This is a genomic window from Flavobacterium suncheonense GH29-5 = DSM 17707 (assembly GCF_000430025.1).
Lineage (GTDB): Bacteria > Bacteroidota > Bacteroidia > Flavobacteriales > Flavobacteriaceae > Flavobacterium > Flavobacterium suncheonense.
Map to the genome: position 1 here is coordinate 95,893 of NZ_AUCZ01000008.1, position 15,362 is coordinate 111,254.

The 15,362-nt window shown below is 37.9% G+C and carries 25 protein-coding genes; 18 read left to right on the top strand and 7 right to left on the bottom strand.

The genetic code is table 11. The features are described 5' to 3' along the window. Positions 1-49 precede the first annotated feature (49 nt). The 17 genes from G498_RS0105720 (at position 50) to G498_RS0105810 (ending at position 8,208) form a co-directional block, all read left to right on the top strand. Positions 50-919, top strand: coding sequence for an AAA family ATPase (locus G498_RS0105720; RefSeq protein WP_026980291.1), 870 nt, complete (start codon positions 50-52; stop codon positions 917-919). Then, on the top strand, positions 897-1,544 hold the full coding sequence (locus tag G498_RS0105725) for a DNA repair protein RadA family protein (RefSeq protein ID WP_026980292.1): 648 nt from the start codon (positions 897-899) through the stop codon (positions 1,542-1,544). The genes G498_RS0105720 and G498_RS0105725 overlap by 23 nt, the downstream gene beginning before the upstream one ends. Before the next feature lie 11 nt (positions 1,545-1,555). Next, entirely contained in the window at positions 1,556-1,924 is a 369-nt protein-coding gene (locus tag G498_RS0105730; RefSeq protein ID WP_131387680.1) for a hypothetical protein, read from the top strand. A 2-nt stretch (positions 1,925-1,926) separates the two neighbouring features. Beyond that, complete coding sequence (locus G498_RS15720; protein WP_154656442.1) at positions 1,927-2,082, top strand: hypothetical protein; 156 nt, start codon at positions 1,927-1,929, stop codon at positions 2,080-2,082. After that, the gene (locus G498_RS15725) at positions 2,063-2,335 is read left to right on the top strand and encodes a hypothetical protein (RefSeq protein ID WP_154656443.1); all 273 of its coding nucleotides are present in this window, start codon (positions 2,063-2,065) and stop codon (positions 2,333-2,335) included. Before G498_RS15720 ends, G498_RS15725 begins: the two co-directional genes overlap by 20 nt. Before the next feature lie 11 nt (positions 2,336-2,346). Further along, positions 2,347-2,574 (top strand): hypothetical protein, encoded by a 228-nt coding sequence (locus G498_RS0105740; protein WP_026980294.1) that lies wholly within the window; start codon positions 2,347-2,349, stop codon positions 2,572-2,574. A gap of 2 nt (positions 2,575-2,576) precedes the next feature. Further along, positions 2,577-3,296, top strand: coding sequence for a hypothetical protein (locus G498_RS0105745; RefSeq protein ID WP_026980295.1), 720 nt, complete (start codon positions 2,577-2,579; stop codon positions 3,294-3,296). Positions 3,297-3,439: 143 nt separating this feature from the next. Then, positions 3,440-3,619 carry a hypothetical protein gene (locus G498_RS0105750; protein ID WP_026980296.1) on the top strand — a complete coding sequence of 60 codons (180 nt, stop codon included), beginning with the start codon at positions 3,440-3,442 and terminating at the stop codon, positions 3,617-3,619. Continuing rightward, positions 3,616-4,038 (top strand): hypothetical protein, encoded by a 423-nt coding sequence (locus tag G498_RS0105755; RefSeq protein WP_026980297.1) that lies wholly within the window; start codon positions 3,616-3,618, stop codon positions 4,036-4,038. The genes G498_RS0105750 and G498_RS0105755 overlap by 4 nt, the downstream gene beginning before the upstream one ends. After that, a complete protein-coding gene (locus tag G498_RS0105760; protein WP_026980298.1) occupies positions 4,039-4,260 on the top strand; it encodes a hypothetical protein in 222 nt (73 codons plus the stop codon). Between the two features lie 126 nt (positions 4,261-4,386). Further along, positions 4,387-4,719 (top strand): hypothetical protein, encoded by a 333-nt coding sequence (locus G498_RS0105770; RefSeq protein WP_026980299.1) that lies wholly within the window; start codon positions 4,387-4,389, stop codon positions 4,717-4,719. Then, a complete protein-coding gene (locus G498_RS0105775; RefSeq protein WP_026980300.1) occupies positions 4,716-5,162 on the top strand; it encodes a hypothetical protein in 447 nt (148 codons plus the stop codon). Before G498_RS0105770 ends, G498_RS0105775 begins: the two co-directional genes overlap by 4 nt. An 18-nt stretch (positions 5,163-5,180) precedes the next feature. Continuing rightward, positions 5,181-5,636, top strand: a complete 456-nt coding sequence (locus tag G498_RS0105780; RefSeq protein WP_026980301.1) for a hypothetical protein — start codon at positions 5,181-5,183, stop codon at positions 5,634-5,636. 5 nt (positions 5,637-5,641) lie between these two features. After that, positions 5,642-6,010 carry a hypothetical protein gene (locus tag G498_RS0105785; protein WP_026980302.1) on the top strand — a complete coding sequence of 123 codons (369 nt, stop codon included), beginning with the start codon at positions 5,642-5,644 and terminating at the stop codon, positions 6,008-6,010. A 221-nt stretch (positions 6,011-6,231) separates the two neighbouring features. Beyond that, positions 6,232-7,218, top strand: coding sequence for an RNA-directed DNA polymerase (locus G498_RS0105790; RefSeq protein WP_026980303.1), 987 nt, complete (start codon positions 6,232-6,234; stop codon positions 7,216-7,218). Between the two features lie 258 nt (positions 7,219-7,476). Beyond that, a complete protein-coding gene (locus G498_RS0105800; protein WP_026980305.1) occupies positions 7,477-7,686 on the top strand; it encodes a hypothetical protein in 210 nt (69 codons plus the stop codon). 198 nt (positions 7,687-7,884) lie between these two features. Beyond that, entirely contained in the window at positions 7,885-8,208 is a 324-nt protein-coding gene (locus G498_RS0105810; RefSeq protein ID WP_131387679.1) for a hypothetical protein, read from the top strand. A gap of 301 nt (positions 8,209-8,509) precedes the next feature. On the opposite strand, the gene G498_RS0105820 is transcribed toward G498_RS0105810, so the two are convergent. Continuing rightward, entirely contained in the window at positions 8,510-8,965 is a 456-nt protein-coding gene (locus G498_RS0105820) for a hypothetical protein (RefSeq protein WP_026980308.1), read from the bottom strand. Next, entirely contained in the window at positions 8,962-9,513 is a 552-nt protein-coding gene (locus G498_RS0105825; protein ID WP_026980309.1) for a phage virion morphogenesis protein, read from the bottom strand. The genes G498_RS0105820 and G498_RS0105825 overlap by 4 nt, the downstream gene beginning before the upstream one ends. 52 nt (positions 9,514-9,565) lie before the next feature. Here G498_RS0105825 and G498_RS0105830 point away from each other — a divergent pair, with 52 nt between their 5' ends. Then, positions 9,566-9,841 (top strand): hypothetical protein, encoded by a 276-nt coding sequence (locus G498_RS0105830; protein ID WP_026980310.1) that lies wholly within the window; start codon positions 9,566-9,568, stop codon positions 9,839-9,841. On the opposite strand, the gene G498_RS15365 is transcribed toward G498_RS0105830, so the two are convergent. The 5 genes from G498_RS15365 to G498_RS0105855 form a co-directional block, all read right to left on the bottom strand. Further along, a complete protein-coding gene (locus tag G498_RS15365) occupies positions 9,834-11,300 on the bottom strand; it encodes a phage head morphogenesis protein (protein WP_051269753.1) in 1,467 nt (488 codons plus the stop codon). The two genes, G498_RS0105830 and G498_RS15365, sit on opposite strands and share 8 nt — an antisense overlap. A gap of 98 nt (positions 11,301-11,398) precedes the next feature. Then, complete coding sequence (locus G498_RS14710; RefSeq protein WP_051269755.1) at positions 11,399-12,649, bottom strand: phage portal protein family protein; 1,251 nt, start codon at positions 12,647-12,649, stop codon at positions 11,399-11,401. A gap of 2 nt (positions 12,650-12,651) precedes the next feature. Next, entirely contained in the window at positions 12,652-13,110 is a 459-nt protein-coding gene (locus tag G498_RS0105845; RefSeq protein ID WP_026980311.1) for a phage protein Gp36 family protein, read from the bottom strand. Between the two features lie 3 nt (positions 13,111-13,113). Continuing rightward, positions 13,114-14,637 (bottom strand): hypothetical protein, encoded by a 1,524-nt coding sequence (locus G498_RS0105850; protein WP_026980312.1) that lies wholly within the window; start codon positions 14,635-14,637, stop codon positions 13,114-13,116. Continuing rightward, positions 14,627-15,190, bottom strand: a complete 564-nt coding sequence (locus G498_RS0105855; protein ID WP_026980313.1) for a terminase gpP N-terminus-related DNA-binding protein — start codon at positions 15,188-15,190, stop codon at positions 14,627-14,629. The genes G498_RS0105850 and G498_RS0105855 overlap by 11 nt, the downstream gene beginning before the upstream one ends. Positions 15,191-15,362: the final 172 nt, after the last annotated feature.

Consider the following 15,362-nt stretch of genomic DNA (forward strand, 5'->3'; position numbering starts at 1 on the left):
CCTTCCGATGATTCCCCAATCAGTATCGGAGCTAATATGAAGCAAAATTATGAATACAGAACAAAAACAACAAATTACCGAGAGCCTAAGATTATTTTGCAGCCAAAAAGGCTCTCAAAACAAAGCGGCCAATTCATTGAAAGGAGTTAGCGCCGGAACCATCAGCCAAATCTTAAACGGAAAGACCGATTTAATTGCTGACGAAATGTGGAGAAACATTGAAGCTCAGTTAAAGCCTACATCATCCAAAGAATGGCAAACAGTTGAAACGAGAGACTTCAAAACCTTAAACAGACTGTTTTCAGATGCACAACAGCATAGCAATGTTTTCGCAGTTGTTGGCGATGCCGGAAGTGGTAAAAGCAAAACCATTGAAATCTATTCCCAAAACAATGAGAACGTATTCAAATTAAGCTGCTCAGAGTTTTGGAACAAAAAATATTTCTTACAAGAGCTACTTCAAAGCATGGGACGTGATTATTCAGGCTTGACAGTTGCCGAAATGATGCACGAATCAGTGATGCAAATTTTAAAGCGAGAGGATCCTGTCATTGTTTTAGATGAGGCAGATAAATTGACAGATCAGGTCCTTTATTTCTTCATCACATTATACAACAAACTGGAAGACAACTGCGGTATTGTTCTTTGTGCTACCGACCACTTGGAAAAACGCATCAAAAGAGGTCTTAAAATCAACAAAAAAGGTTACAAGGAGATTTATTCACGCATCGGAAGAAAGTTCATTGAATTAAACGGTGTAGGCTTCACAGACGTTACTCAAATCTGTTTAGCAAACGGAATCGAAGACAAAGCAGAAATTAAAAAGGTTTGGGATGATTGCGAGTGTGATTTGAGACGAGTAAAACGAAAAATACACGCCTTAAAGCAAAAACAATATGCAACAACCCAAGAAGATTAAAAGAGCTGTTTCGGTAGCGGAGTTAAAAAGTAAAAAGTTCAAAACCATTCCTCTAAGCCACGAGTTCAAGAAGCTAATAGGAACCCCGGAAGATAATGGAGTGTGGATTGTGTGGGGGAATTCAGGCCACGGAAAATCAAGGTTTTTAATGCTATTGGCAAAAGAGCTGGCACGACACGGAAAAGTCATTTACGACACACTTGAGGAGGGTGCAAGGCTATCGATGCAGAAAAACGTACTTGATACCGGAATGGATCAGGACGAAAACATAATGAAAAACTTTTTGATTCTCAACAGGGAACCCATCGAAGAGTTAAAGGTTAGATTGAGACGAAAGAAGCATCCTCGTTTCGTGTTCATTGACAGTTTTCAATATACCGGCCTTACCAAAAGGCAGTATATCGAGCTAAAAGAAGAGTTTACAGACGTGCTATTTATCATTAACAGCCACGCTGAAGGTAAAGAACCACTCGGAAACATTGCAAAGTTCGTTCGATACGATGCCGATGTTAAAATACGGGTTGAAGGTTTTAAGGCTTTTCCCGGTTCACGATTTGGAGGCGGCGAACCGCTGACAATTTGGGAAGAGGAGGCCGCAAAATATTGGATGGATTTAAAACAATAACAAAATCAGTCATGAAAACAACAGCAGCAAAATTAGGAATGACACCGGAGCTTTACGAATGGGCAATTTTAGAAGCATTTACAAAATGGTGCGGTAAATACGCCCACAATAACGATCAGCTTCAGGAATGTTTAACCAACCAAAGATTATTCAACTGGTTTCAGGCAGAATATCGAAAACTGGAAAAGGAATTTGAATGGCTTACAGCTCCATTTGAAACACTAAAGGAAGTCGATTATAAAATGTGCTACAAAAAATGCACAGAAAAGATTTTCGACATATATCCAAAGCCTTTGATTGAAGAAATAAGAGGTTATCCGGTTCAAAAGTCAATACCGGTATCAGGAATCAAAATCAAGTTTAACCAATTACTGAATTAGCTATGACCCCTACACAAATTGAGAACAAAATTAGAGAGCTTGAGTACTGGTTGGAACACAACCACGCTCACCCGGACAGAGCCACAGTGTCTGAAGATTTGAGAAAACTGAAAGAACAACTGATAAACATGGAAGCCGATGCACCTGGAGGAGATTAACAACAGACTTGACGACCTTTTTTTGGTGTTGGTTTACTGCTCATTTGGACAAAGAACCTTTTCAACCGGTCAACGAATTTGCATCAACCAGGAGCGCGCTGCTCTTTTAGACAGAAAGAACTATTTGTTTGATTCCTTACCACTATCCGAGGTAAGAGATTACAAAGTTCCGGAGCAAATCGAAGAAAGAATACAATTCACATTAAATAAAATAACCGATATCGATTGGACAGCACCAGTCATTAACCTTTAAAAACAGAAAGCATGAATGCAAAAATTTTATTAGACATCGTTCAAAAACCAACTGAAACGCCTAACAAGTTAGAATGTCAGGTTAAAGTAGAAATAGATGGAACTGGAGCAGCTATCACAGTAGCGCTAATGGAAGTTTTTCGAAAATCACCTGAATTATTCAAATTATTTAAGAAGGCAGTGATAATGACGGATCAAGCCAAAAGCATTGAAGAAATAGCGGATTTAATTAAGGATTAAGAATGAATACAAATGACATCGAAGTAAAAGAACCACAAATTTTAGGAGAAATGAATCAGGAAGAAATCGATTTAACCAAGTTAAGCAATGAGCAGCGAAAAGAAATGCTCAGAAAACTTAAAGAAGACGAACGCAAAGAAAAAGAGTTAGCTAGAAAAAACAAGGAGACTTTGCAGACACTAACCGAGGAGGTAGTGGATAACAATGTAGACTTTTTTGTTAACGCTCAAGGCAGTGTTGAGGAGGCAATTATTAAACTATTTACCGAGGCCGAAACCATTATCGAAGCAAGAGGCGAAACTTTTGGAATTGAAAAGACAGAGCAGGATTCCCATACCATGACAAAAAAGGACGGCTCCGCATCTATCAAAATTGGATGGAATGTTAAGCCAACATTCGACGGAACCGAGAGTGCCGGGATTCAAAAAATCAAGCAGTATATGTCATCCTTAGCCGGAGAAACTGAAAACGAAAAATTACTCATGGACTTTTTAAACATTGCCTTGAAAACAGACGTTCAGGGCAATTATAACCCCAAGAAGATACGTGAGTTAAACACCATGAGAGAACGTGCTAACAGCGACTTATTTAACGAAGGCATGGACATCATAGACAGTGCTTTGATTGACATCAGAACCAGCATGTATGCAAGGGGTTACAAATTAGTTGCAAAAGAGAATGAAATACCGAAGCGCGTAGAGTTCTCTTTCAGCATAAAGTAGGTTAGTTAGTTGGTCATCCCGGGTGGCGGAAATGGAAGACGCTAACCAGTTTAATAAGGGGCTACGGTAGCAATATTGGCGACATTATTAAACGTTCAGGTTCGAATCCTGATCCGGGAACAAAATTTTAAAACAACAGCAAAATGAAAAAATACGTGGTATCATTGATTTACACCGGAAATAAGGGTAAATATATACACAATGAACTTTGGGTAGTACAAGCAAAAACAGAAGATAAAGCCATCGAAAAGGCACAAAAATCAGCGTCAAAATCAGCAAGAGAATATTATTTTCAGTTTGCTACAATTATGGAAATATTATGATAGCAACTAAAGACCAAAAGTTTCACATTCGCCGCAATTGTGCTTACAATGAGGATATAAAATGTGAGTGGGTTCAATGGGCCACCGGAGATAATTCCAAAACGAGTCTCAATGATTTAACCTTTGACCAAGCTAATAAGATTTTGATTCAACAGGGCGGTTCACCCCACACTCCCGATAATTGGGCCGTGTTTGACAAAACCAACAAAAAGCACATGGTTATTATCAGTTTGATGCGTCAGGCACAATGGGTAAAGCCTCATGACAGATATGGAGAGGTCGCTGATATGGAAAGGTTAAGTAAGTTTTTGCAATCGCCAAAATCACCAATTACAAAGCCACTCCAACAGATGGAACCGGAGGAGCTCGAACGAATTATCAAAGCATTAAAAGGAATTGTAAAATCAAAGTATAAGTAAATGGAAAAGTTTGTAATAGTATTAATTATCTGTATTGCCTTTGGTGGCTTTGTTGGCCTTCTTTTGAAATTCTTATCGTCCGATTTTCTTGAAGATGGTGAATGCCAACATCACAACACCTTTACCAGTGTAAAAAAAGTAACGGCAACTTGTGAAACAACTACAACAGAATGTATGGACTGCGGTAAAGTGTTATCAGGACCTAAAACAGATTGCCGATGAAAGCAAAGTACAAATTTAAGACACAACCCCCACCGGGGCAATACGGAACCTGGACAACTGAAGACGGATTCAAATGTTACACAGACAATCGTGCTGCCGCAGTACGATGGTATAAAAGATGGCTAGATGAAAATAGAAATAAAACTCAGTAACGATCAAATAATGGCTATTTGCAAGCTGCTTGATTTATTGGAGCATTTAACGCCAACTACAAAGCCAGAGGATAAACTGATCAGATCGATAGCCTTTGAAGTTTGGGATAAGTTTCAAACCATCAAAAAGAAACTTGTAAAGAGTCATGATCTATTCGATTCCAAAAAAAAGAAAGTGACTTTAAAGTATTACGAAGCTTACGGATTGCTAAAGATAATCAGGGAAACCATCCCGCTTATTTATGATCAGTACAACCATGCAATACTATGCAAATTGAGTAACGAATTAGATCAGAAATTATCATGACAAATCAGTTAACGACATATCGGGCAAAAGGTAAAGATTTGGGTTTGGAGTTCCTGTTTAAATATGATTTGAACGGTAATTTAAGGCTTTTTGAAATCGTAACCGGAGAATTAAACGAGGTGCAAATCGCATGGCTTTACAACCGGTTTCCTGCTACGGAGCACATGATGAAAACTATTTGGATGGGAAACCCAAACTACCGGCAAAAATTCGAGGTTCAGACTTCCCCTGCTGATTTATCCTTTGAGGCATTTTGGAAGATATGGAACCTGAAGGTTAAAAAGGAACTGGCAGAAAAAGCCTGGAACAAATTAAGTGAAGCCGATAAGATTAAATGTTTCCTGAATCACAAGCCGTATCAGGATCATCTGAACAAAACCGGTCAAGCAAAGGCGCACTTAGTTACATGGATAAATCAAAAGAGATACAACGACGAATATTAATTAAACAACAGTTATAAAATGAGTAAAACTTTAAAAATCAACATTCCAGAAGGATTCAAAATTGATTCCTTCAATCAAGAAACTGGAGACATTTCATTTGCTCCAATCCCTAAAGACATCATGGAGCAAATCCAAAGCTTTGAGGACGTTTGCGCCCTTACCGGTAAGAATCCGGAAGATTATGTATGCAACAGCGACGATCAGGATGATATCGCCGCAAATGCTCTTAAAATGGCTTTGCTAATTTCAAGAGCTTACAACGAAAGTTGCAACAAGAAACTTGACTGGGACAATGATAATCAGCCAAAGTATTGTCACTGTTACTACAAATCGTCTGCCGGCTGGTCGTTGAGCTTCGTCGATATCTGGCGCTCGAATGCGATCTGCGGCTCCCGCCTTTATTTCGTAGAATCGAAACACGCGCAGGACGCTTGGAATAAATTCAGTCACATTTACATTAACCTAATCAAATAATCGAAATGAAATCAAATATCACTACAATACAGGAAGCATTCATTGCTCAAGGAATCGACCCGAATGTAAGACCGGATGTTTCAATGCTGCCGGAAATTGACAAAGTGCCAACCCTTCACGAATTTGAACGATCAGTCTTGATCAGAGCATTAAACAGCGAAGGACTTGACAAAACTTGGGAACCGGACTATACCGATTATGACCAGGATAAATTCGAGCATGTATATTACTACGATGAACAGGCCGGCTGGTCGTTGCACGGCGTCGGTGACTGGCGCTCGTATACGCTCTGCGGCTCCCGCCGAGTTTTTAGAACGAGGGAAATCGCGAATTACGCTTGGGAGCAGTTTCCGGAGTATTTCAAAAACTTGTAACAAAAATTAAAGGTTGTGTATTGGATGCTGTGGTTTGGTTCTCGTCTGCCGGCTGGTCGTTGAACAACGTCGATAACTGGAACTCGAATACGAACTGCAGCTCCCACCATGTAATAATCTTAAATCCGATACAAACCGTGCCCCTTGGCAAAAAATCACAACGTTAAAAGGTCGTTAGTATTCAATTCTTGTCAAGAAACCGACCTAACACTACAAAGGCTATGAAGCGAAAAAATAACCTTTATTCTCAGATAATTTCTATTGAAAACCTCCAGTTAGCAGATGCCCGCGCCCGAAAAGGCAAAGGGCATCAATCGGGGGTTAAAATTCACCAAAAGAACCAGGATAGAAATATCGAGCATTTACACCAAATGCTATTGAACAAAGACTACAAAACATCTGCGTATTCCACTATGACGGTTTACGAACCAAAGGAGCGAATTGTTTATAAATTACCATACTTTCCTGATCGGATTACCCACCACGCAATACTGAACGTTTTAGAGCCGATTTTCACACGTTTATTTACAGGTGATACCTACAGCTCAATAAAAGGAAGAGGAATCCATAAAGCATCAGAAAAGCTGAAAAAAGCCCTAAAGGATTTCCCGAACACAACGTACTGTTTGAAGCTCGACATTACCAAGTTTTATCCAACGGTTGATCATGAGATTTTAAAAAGTCAATTGCGACGAAAATTCAAAGACCGGGATTTACTTTGGTTACTGGATGAGATTATCGACAGCGCTGAAGGTCTTCCAATAGGAAACTATTTAAGCCAGTATTTCGCCAACTTTTATTTAACCGGTTTCGATCATTGGATTAAGGAAACCATGAGGGTAAAAAACTACTTCAGATACGCGGATGATATCGTTATCCTTTCGGTAAGCAAAGAGGAACTACACGCCCTTTTAAACAGTATTGAACGGTATTTAAAGGATAATTTAAACCTGAGTATAAAAGGTAATTTTCAAGTGTTCCCGGTTGAAGCTCGCGGAATCGATTTTGTAGGATACGTTCATTATCACACGCATACACTTATGCGAAAATCAATCAAAAAGAATTTTGTCCGTGCCGTTAAAAAACGCAGAAAAAAAGAAACCATTGCTGCATATTGGGGATGGGCGAAACATTGCAACTCAAAACATTTAATTAAAAAAATAGTACCCGATGAGCCACAATTTCAAAGATTTCGGAATACCAGCTGAAGTAACCTACTTAATAGGCAAAAGCATTTCGTTAGATCATGTATTGAACCTACCTATTAAAGTCCTTGATTTTAGAATAGGACCGTCAAAGAAAAAGCCAAATACAGAGTACCTAACACTACAAATAGAAACGGAAGGCGTTAAACGTGTAATCTTTACAGGAGCTACCGTATTAATCCAGCAAATAAAGAAAGTTGATAAAGACAAGTTTCCATTCAACGCAACAATAATCAAGAAAAACGAATACTACGAATTCACATGAGACGACAAATAGAAAATACCAAAGCTTTTAAAGCTCTGAACTTCATTCAGAAAAAAGTGTACAGCAAACGTGCGACAATGCTTGAAATTGAAAATCAGTTTATCGTAGCTAAAAACAAAGGCGTCGAGGTTTGGCTGAAAGACTATCATCCTAATAGGATTTATAAAGAAATCATACAGGAGTTGCTTACGGAAAACCGTAAATAACTAATTGTAAAACTCGTTAAATTGCAACATCATGAACCAAATACAAGAAATCATTATTAAACAGAGAATAAAAACTGCTTACTGGGACGGTTTTTTGGCCGGGTGTATTATATCATTGGCTGCGGTAGTATTTTTAGTTTTAGTGTTGAATTTGTAAAAAAAATATTAGATTTGAAAATCATTAAAATTAAACAAATTATGAAAAAGGTAATTTTATTTTTAAGCATTTTAGTTTTTATAGGATGTGGAAATTCTGAACCAAACGAGTCTAATGCTAAGGAAGCTGCAAGAGCAGCAATTATTCATAACCTAAAAAACATAAATTCAGCCAACTTTCATCAGAATGAAGTGATTGCTGATTTAGGAGGAGGAGTTTATCAATACAAGGAAACAGTTAATGCAACAAATAACTTTGGAGGTTCAATTGCTAACGATGTAACTGTTAAAGTTAAATATGTTGGTGGCGATGCTTCAGAGGTGAGCAGCTGGTCAATTTTAGACATCCAATTTTCAGAAAGATAAATATATAAACCCCTCAAAAAGAGGGGTTTTTTAATTGAAAGAATTTATCTATTTTTGCTTTATGTCCAAGGCAAATACCAATCGTAGTTTAGGAATTCAAAAGAATAAGCTGTTACGCTACAAGCTTATTAAGGAATTGTACAACAAACACAAAACCGAGGATATCCCTACAACTGTTGTTTGGAGAAAATACATCTTCCCTGTTTACCCAATTTCCCGTACCACTTTATACGAGGTTCTTTGTACGCCCGTAACTTCCGAGCTTCAAAAAATTGAACAACTTGAAAATCAACAATTACGTTTAAACATTAGTTAAACCAATTGAATAGGTTATCCTGTATTCCTGGATACCATCATCCCTTATAACTCTTTGCTGTCCTGTTCTTATTAATGCTCCGGCTAAATTAGTCGGATGCCATCCATGTAATTTAGCGTGAACCAATTCTATTAGATCCCAAATTGCCCAAGCATTATTTTTTTGACCTTGCGGAGCCCTTGCGCTGCTATTGGTTATCTTTATGTTACCAATTGTTACCGTTATGGTGCCAGTTGCATTTTGTCGATTAGCTGGTGTTAATGTTCGGTCAATCCCAATATTGCTATAAGATATGTTGGTTAAGTCAATTAATCCAAACGGAAACTTTGTTGGCGGATTTGGACTATAATTATCCAATTGTCCCCAATCCTCATCTACATATTTCAACTCACTTATTTCCGATAATCGGTTTTCTATGCTTTCTAAAATTGCTTTACTCATTTTTTACGCATTTGATTAATCATTTCTTTTTTTAACTCCTGAAAATTAGCATCAACAACGCTGGTTATTTTTTCTCTTACTTTAGGGTGATCACCAATGAATTGCCTTTGTTCAATTTTCATTGTTTGCCCTGTTTTCATCAAAGCAAGGTTTTTCCATTGTTGTGCCTCAGCGGATAATCTTTGGTTCCTTTGGCTCTTAGAGTTGCTTCCATCTTTATTCTTTGAAATTGCGCCGGAGCTCTTGTAATACATAGCCCAGAAAAACCGCTTCATTTTATCAGTTACAACTATTTCACCGCCATTGTTATGAATGCTTGCATAAGGCAAAGAGCTTGACCATGATACTTGATTGTTTTGCTCCCGTGACTTTATTGACCTACGCAAAGCCCCGGAACGCATAAGAACTGATCCGCGTCTGTTTTGTAATCCAGGAGTTTTCCAAGTTTGGCCAAAGAACGACTTACGTTCAAAATTTCGGTCAAATTCCTCTGTTAATTCAACACGGATATCTCCTAAAATATTTTTTATGAAGTCGTTAGAATTCATTTTGTTTAATTATTTCATTGTTTATTAAATAACTTTCATAAATTTGTAATGTATGGAGACAATTTTTGATCATAAACCAACCCATAAGGAGTTAAACGATATTCGATTTGACTCACTTTCTTTTTGCCAAAAATTTGGCATTGAGATCACTGGAACGTTGACTCCAGAATTATACAAAGAACACATTACAGAAGAATTTGCATACTATGATATTGCTTGCCTTTTTGAGTTTAGAGGCGAATCAGATAAAGCAAAATCTTACTGGGATAGATTACCTAAAGAAATGGCTGCCGGATTAGGTAATGACTATTTAGTAGAAGCTATTTAGTGTTTTCTTCAAAGAACTCTCTTATTTTTCCTCCAATTGTCGAGTAATTTTGCATTAGATGAGGCATAAAGAAATTTAAAGCCTTGTCCTCACTAATTCCTTTTTCTTTCAAATTCTGCCTGAAGTCTGATATCCATTCTCTGTACCCATATCCATTCTCTAAAATATCTTTTTGGTGAGTAGCTTTTCCTCCAAGCCTTTCCATGAATTCAGGATATGTATGTCGAGCACAGAACTGATTTATAGTTTCCATGTTTTTTGTTCCAACAGGCGATAATTTAACCGGTGCCGTTTTGGTTTTTGCGTGAAGTATCTCGTGCCACATCGACTCTAAAGCATACTCCTGTTTAAAGCTTAGTTTTTCACCTTTCTTTATTGCTCCTAAAGCAGTTTTAAAAGATTCAAGAGGGTTAAAGTCGATACTGGAGAAAGTGTGGCTACTCAATGAAAGGGTTGAGCCACCAACCCATTTACCGGTTGCCGGCGAATATTTCATTGAGTGCTGCATTAAATACCCCGTGGACTTTAGAAACTTAACATCTTCAAGACCGTTTCTAAAATCATCAGGATACAATTGAGCATACTTCTGAAAAATGGCTTTAATCTCTTTATTTGTGGGAATTCCCCCTTTAATAAAATCGGAAAGATTTATGCTATTATTATTTTTATAAACATCTTTAATAACCTTGGTAACCTCTTTATTTCCAATTCCTAAACGATATGGATGTTTTGGCGGGAAAATAATTTTTTGTTTACCAGGATTAAATCTGAAAATTTCAAGTCTGTTTTTTCCATCCTTGCCTATTTGGCTTGTGGCAGCTTCACCGGCTTTAATTGACTTGCCACTATCGCTTTGCTCGTATTTGTCTTTCAGCACTTCAACTACGGTACAACGACAACGCCAACCGTTTGGAGGATAATAACTATCCCAAAACGGGTCGTTTTTCGGCAATGTTGTGTTATGAAGCTTTTCGTGTTCCTGACGTACTCGGGCGTCACCGGCAGTCCTATACTGTAAATTATAACGATCGCTTTCACCAAACTCAGACCATTTCCCAGCCATTAATGAAGCGCCAACCGCATACTGGTATTCAGCCTCCAAATAATTTTGGTTGTAGTTGCTATTGATGTTTTCAAAATCTTTTGAAAATGCTTCCCACGATTTTATTTTACCCTCATCGTCTAACAGCAATCTTGAGGCTTCATTTAGTTGAGCGTGTGTTTTTAATCCCGAAAATAAAAAAGTGTCTTCCTGCAAGGCCCTTAATAATTCACCATCTACAACGTTATCGGTAATAGCGGAGTCAAAAACGCCATAAGTCTTATCGATTAAATCTTTATAGGCTTTCTCTTTGGCTAAATCTTCAGGTTTATAACCTTTGTTTTTATGCAGTTGTTTAAATGCTTTTTCAGCGGCGTTTAATAACTGTTTAAACGAGTCGCCGGCACTTAAATTCAAACGGGATTTTTCAGCCTTACAATCATCACAATTGCACTCATATAGGTAAGACAATCTTTGGTGAAACGCCCCAAAATAAGCCTTACTTATCTTGGGGCTTAGATAAAAAGCCCATCGCCAATATTCAAGGATAGTTTTTGGTTACTGTTGTCGATTACTTTTTTCTCAATAAAAGGGATTCCAAACTTAGTTTTCATCCATTCTACTTCAACATCATAATAAGGCAAAGCTTTAATAACTTTATCCCATAAGGCGTCCAAATCTTCGGTTTCATCATAACCATAAACAACACCTGCGGGGATAACTCCTAAAACTTGTCCGGCAGGAATAATAACGCTATTCCAATACAACTCCAGTAATGACAAATCAGAATCTATTAAATCCTGAAGTATTTCAATTGAGGTTTTTTCTTTGGAATTACTTCCGTTTTTTGTGTCTTGACCAACAACGGTTCCAGAGATGCCCATTGACATTTCGTTATTACAAACTTTGATAAGGTTATTGAAAACATCACCGTTTGTGTCAACGCCTTTAGCAAATTCAAAATGTTCAGAGTCATCAATGATAAACCAAGCTGCCGACCCCATGTCGCGCATCATTTTTTCAGCACGAGAAACCATTGTACGGTCTTGCGTGTTAGTTTTCATAACCCGCGGTGGGATGCCGTAAATTTCACAAAGCTCGCTCCAACAACTTTTCGCAAATCGCTTCATTAAGACTTCAGGAACGCAGCCGTTTAGAAGTCCTAAATCTTTTGGTTCTCCAAACTCAATAAGCCATGAACCGTACTCTTTTTGCTCACGATATTTAATTTTTTTGTCTTCAGTATAATCGAGATAAAGCAATCCGTTCACAGGATCAATATTTTGTCTCGGAATTAAAATGAATTTCAAGTTTCCAACAGCATCATATTCAAACTCTCCAATTGAATGACCATACGGAACAGTTTCTAAAATTGCTTTGTTTACTTGATAAACCCAATTTGAATTTTGAAGTAAATCGGTTAACTCTTGATTTACATTTCCTTTCAAATCCTTAAATACGAAAGGTCTTGAAAGACTTTTTCGCATTCTGTTATTTAACTGAGACTGAAGATGCAAATCTTTAGTAACAATGTTTTCATACAAGTTGTACAAAGGATATCGCTTCGGGTCCTCAGCTTTCTGAGCCATATTAAGAGCATCCGTCCAGTTTTTTATATCCTGTCGGGTTTGGCTTATGGATTTAGGAGCAATGGAATGAGAATAGCCCGGACTTCCTTTTTTTGTTTGTCCTGGTTGTGATGCTAATTCGGTAGTTTCTGTTTTGCTTCCGAACGCCTCCTGAAATATGTATTTAATGAAGCTCATAATTAATAATCATGGTTAAATTTTGCGCGTGATCCAAATGAAAAAGGCTGACGGGTAGTATCGTCATCGGGTAACTGTAATTGCGGTAAAGAGCTTAAATTGATTGAGCCTTTAGCAATTTTGGTAAACCAATCAATAGCTCTGTCGTAGCGTTCTTTTGCCTGCTCATAAATAATATCAGCATTACACAGTTGAACGATATGCCACTTTGCTATTGTGATACAATGCTGTAGTATTAGAGCATTCCGGTCTAGTCCAGTAGCGTTAAATATCGTTTCGACATCGTATAACAGCCGTCCGTCTAAATAATCTCTTTGGTTGGGGTTTGGTGTCAAATAGCTTTTTGCCTCTTCCTCAGCAGCGGCTAAACCTTGTAATACAATATCGTCGTTACCTTCAGTAATTTGCTCAATTTGGTAGTCGTAAATAACGGCTCCTAAGTCATTTATTTCTAAAAACATAAATCAATATTTACGGTTACTTCTATGACCTACAGAGTAGGTGCTTTGTTTTTTTACAATGCGGTTTTGAATCAACCAAACCCCTCCTTCAATTGCATCGGGAGCGTCCATTATTTTAGTGTTTGGTGCAACGCCTAACATTTGATCATGTGTTCGGACCATATTTGGCTCGTCTTTTTGATCCGCATTAAAAATCAGGTTCCCTAAACGGTTAAGCGGTTCCAGTGTACCCTCGATACGGAAAAACTTATCAGGCTTTTTACGTGTGTCAGGTGTGATTGGAAGGTTATAGCCGTAGTCCCTGGAACGCTGATAAATAAGCGGCATGATTACCTGCTCGAAGAAAGGGTCTTGTAGCGAGTTGTTCTCCACATACACACGTTTGGTATCTACTTTGTGAGTGGTTAAATATTTGTAAGCTTCAAATAGGCAATCTACAAACTTGGAATTGCTCATGGTATCGACCCGCATCCAATACACGTAAAACTTCAACTGTCTGTAGCCGATAATTGCTATAGCTTTTGTGGAAGCGCTTCCTTTGTCTTTGTTGGATGTGGAAGGGTCGGCATAAATTAAAATATCTTCACAGTAACTCAGTGGCGGGCATTTTCCATAAGTCAGTTCTTTGAACACATCACCTTCGCTAACTGGATTATTGAAATACTCCTTTTGAGCGGAGTTGTATGATATTGTATTCAGCACACGGTCAATAGCCGTTTCGGTGTTCTTGTTTGGCCATGTTGATTTCCCGTTTTTGTCACGAATGTTTACAATGTCATGAACATCGGCCTTTTTAGCCAATTCGGTAACACAGCAAAATTTAGCAATGATGTTACCACAAACGATAATCATTAAAGCGTTGGAAATAGATCGCGTTGGAATCAAAGCTTCCATTATCCACTTCACTTTAACTTTAATCCTTTCAGGGTTTCTGCATTCCTCATCCGTGTCGATATCGTCAATCAATATCAAATCTGGCCTTACTTCATCTTTACGAGTTCCACGCGGACTTTGCCCAGCTCCCAATGCTCTAAAAGAAACTCCCTTGCGTGTAACGAATTCACCGGCTTCCCACTGTCCTAAACTTTCCTGCTCACCGTAATCATTTATGATACGGTTATTTGTTTCCAGGATTGACTTGTATGGCAACAATAAGCGGCACGCATTATCATAGTTGTTGGAAACCATTAGAACGTTTTTCTTTTTTCCAGTTAAAGTTAAAAAGAGAGTTTCCATCATGGTACGACCTGACTTTGATAATTCACGCGCCCAGGAACGCACTTCAAACCATTCCATATTTTTAAGCACACGTTTTGTCGCTTTAATATGAAATGGTGCTGGCTCCGATGTATAGAAGTTTGGAAAATAGTATTTAAACCATTCCTCGGGATTTGCTTCCAGATACGCAATACGTTTTAGCTTTTCGGCTGCGGTTTCGTTTAAATCAACAGGAGTAGCTTTTAGGGTATTGTCCCTAAATTGTTGCCACTCTTCCAAGTATGATTTATCACTTCTTTTAATTGCCATGCTTGCTTAATTTTTCAGTTATCAATGCATCACAATATTTTATTAGCTTATTTGCAAGCTCTTGGTCTTGACTTCTCACAAACTGAATTAAATCTTTGCACACACTAACAGTATCACCAACGTTGGTGTCTGTTTCAAGCTTTTTAATTGAGTTTGTAATTTTTAGAATGATATCGGCATCCTTTGTTGTTGGAGTATTGCCAATTTTTATAGGGTAATCTTCAGGGTTATATTTTGGGTATTCAATATATTCGCACCCGCTATCATCTTTAAGTTTTATTGGTTTCAGTAAAGCAGCAGGTATATCTCGAACAATTGGTCTTGTTTTAATTTCCATTGTAGCATTTTCCAGTTGCTTATATAGTTCTGACAATTGATTGTCACGTGTAACAAGCAATGACGTTTTTAATTTCTCCCAATTGCCTTTTTTTACCCACGTACCAACTGTTTTTTCAGAAACATCTAATCGTACAGCGATTTCCTTTTGGGTTAATCCTTCATTAACAAATAACGTTTTTGCGAATTCCTGTTCGACCTTTTTTCGTGCACCCATTTTATAACTCTTTGACACAAAATTGAGTTGAAAAAACAGGCTAAAAAAAAAGTTGTTTAAGTTCTGTACACAGTTGTAAACCCACTGTACACAAGTGTTTAGATGGTTTGCAGTTATTTTTTTAGGGTCTCTTTCCTTCTAAACTTTGTCATCACTAAAGGCGAGAAAGCCA

Excerpts from the sequence above, each read along its gene's own strand:
- G498_RS15720 (WP_154656442.1), top strand. The coding sequence starts at position 1,927 with ATGACCCCTACACAAATTGAGAACAAAATTAGAGAGCTTGAGTACTGG.
- G498_RS0105770 (WP_026980299.1), top strand. The coding sequence starts at position 4,387 with ATGAAAATAGAAATAAAACTCAGTAACGATCAAATAATGGCTATTTGC.
- G498_RS0105750 (WP_026980296.1), top strand. The coding sequence starts at position 3,440 with ATGAAAAAATACGTGGTATCATTGATTTACACCGGAAATAAGGGTAAA.
- G498_RS0105740 (WP_026980294.1), top strand. The coding sequence starts at position 2,347 with ATGAATGCAAAAATTTTATTAGACATCGTTCAAAAACCAACTGAAACG.
- G498_RS0105745 (WP_026980295.1), top strand. The coding sequence starts at position 2,577 with ATGAATACAAATGACATCGAAGTAAAAGAACCACAAATTTTAGGAGAA.
- G498_RS15725 (WP_154656443.1), top strand. The coding sequence starts at position 2,063 with ATGCACCTGGAGGAGATTAACAACAGACTTGACGACCTTTTTTTGGTG.
- G498_RS0105850 (WP_026980312.1), bottom strand. The coding sequence starts at position 14,637 with ATGGCAATTAAAAGAAGTGATAAATCATACTTGGAAGAGTGGCAACAA.
- G498_RS0105800 (WP_026980305.1), top strand. The coding sequence starts at position 7,477 with ATGAGACGACAAATAGAAAATACCAAAGCTTTTAAAGCTCTGAACTTC.
- G498_RS0105820 (WP_026980308.1), bottom strand. The coding sequence starts at position 8,965 with ATGAGTAAAGCAATTTTAGAAAGCATAGAAAACCGATTATCGGAAATA.
- G498_RS0105830 (WP_026980310.1), top strand. The coding sequence starts at position 9,566 with ATGGAGACAATTTTTGATCATAAACCAACCCATAAGGAGTTAAACGAT.
- G498_RS0105730 (WP_131387680.1), top strand. The coding sequence starts at position 1,556 with ATGAAAACAACAGCAGCAAAATTAGGAATGACACCGGAGCTTTACGAA.
- G498_RS0105775 (WP_026980300.1), top strand. The coding sequence starts at position 4,716 with ATGACAAATCAGTTAACGACATATCGGGCAAAAGGTAAAGATTTGGGT.
- G498_RS0105760 (WP_026980298.1), top strand. The coding sequence starts at position 4,039 with ATGGAAAAGTTTGTAATAGTATTAATTATCTGTATTGCCTTTGGTGGC.
- G498_RS0105755 (WP_026980297.1), top strand. The coding sequence starts at position 3,616 with ATGATAGCAACTAAAGACCAAAAGTTTCACATTCGCCGCAATTGTGCT.
- G498_RS0105845 (WP_026980311.1), bottom strand. The coding sequence starts at position 13,110 with ATGTTTTTAGAAATAAATGACTTAGGAGCCGTTATTTACGACTACCAA.
- G498_RS0105855 (WP_026980313.1), bottom strand. The coding sequence starts at position 15,190 with ATGGGTGCACGAAAAAAGGTCGAACAGGAATTCGCAAAAACGTTATTT.
- G498_RS14710 (WP_051269755.1), bottom strand. The coding sequence starts at position 12,649 with ATGAGCTTCATTAAATACATATTTCAGGAGGCGTTCGGAAGCAAAACA.
- G498_RS0105725 (WP_026980292.1), top strand. The coding sequence starts at position 897 with ATGCAACAACCCAAGAAGATTAAAAGAGCTGTTTCGGTAGCGGAGTTA.
- G498_RS0105720 (WP_026980291.1), top strand. The coding sequence starts at position 50 with ATGAATACAGAACAAAAACAACAAATTACCGAGAGCCTAAGATTATTT.
- G498_RS0105780 (WP_026980301.1), top strand. The coding sequence starts at position 5,181 with ATGAGTAAAACTTTAAAAATCAACATTCCAGAAGGATTCAAAATTGAT.
- G498_RS0105825 (WP_026980309.1), bottom strand. The coding sequence starts at position 9,513 with ATGAATTCTAACGACTTCATAAAAAATATTTTAGGAGATATCCGTGTT.
- G498_RS0105785 (WP_026980302.1), top strand. The coding sequence starts at position 5,642 with ATGAAATCAAATATCACTACAATACAGGAAGCATTCATTGCTCAAGGA.
- G498_RS0105790 (WP_026980303.1), top strand. The coding sequence starts at position 6,232 with ATGAAGCGAAAAAATAACCTTTATTCTCAGATAATTTCTATTGAAAAC.
- G498_RS0105810 (WP_131387679.1), top strand. The coding sequence starts at position 7,885 with ATGAAAAAGGTAATTTTATTTTTAAGCATTTTAGTTTTTATAGGATGT.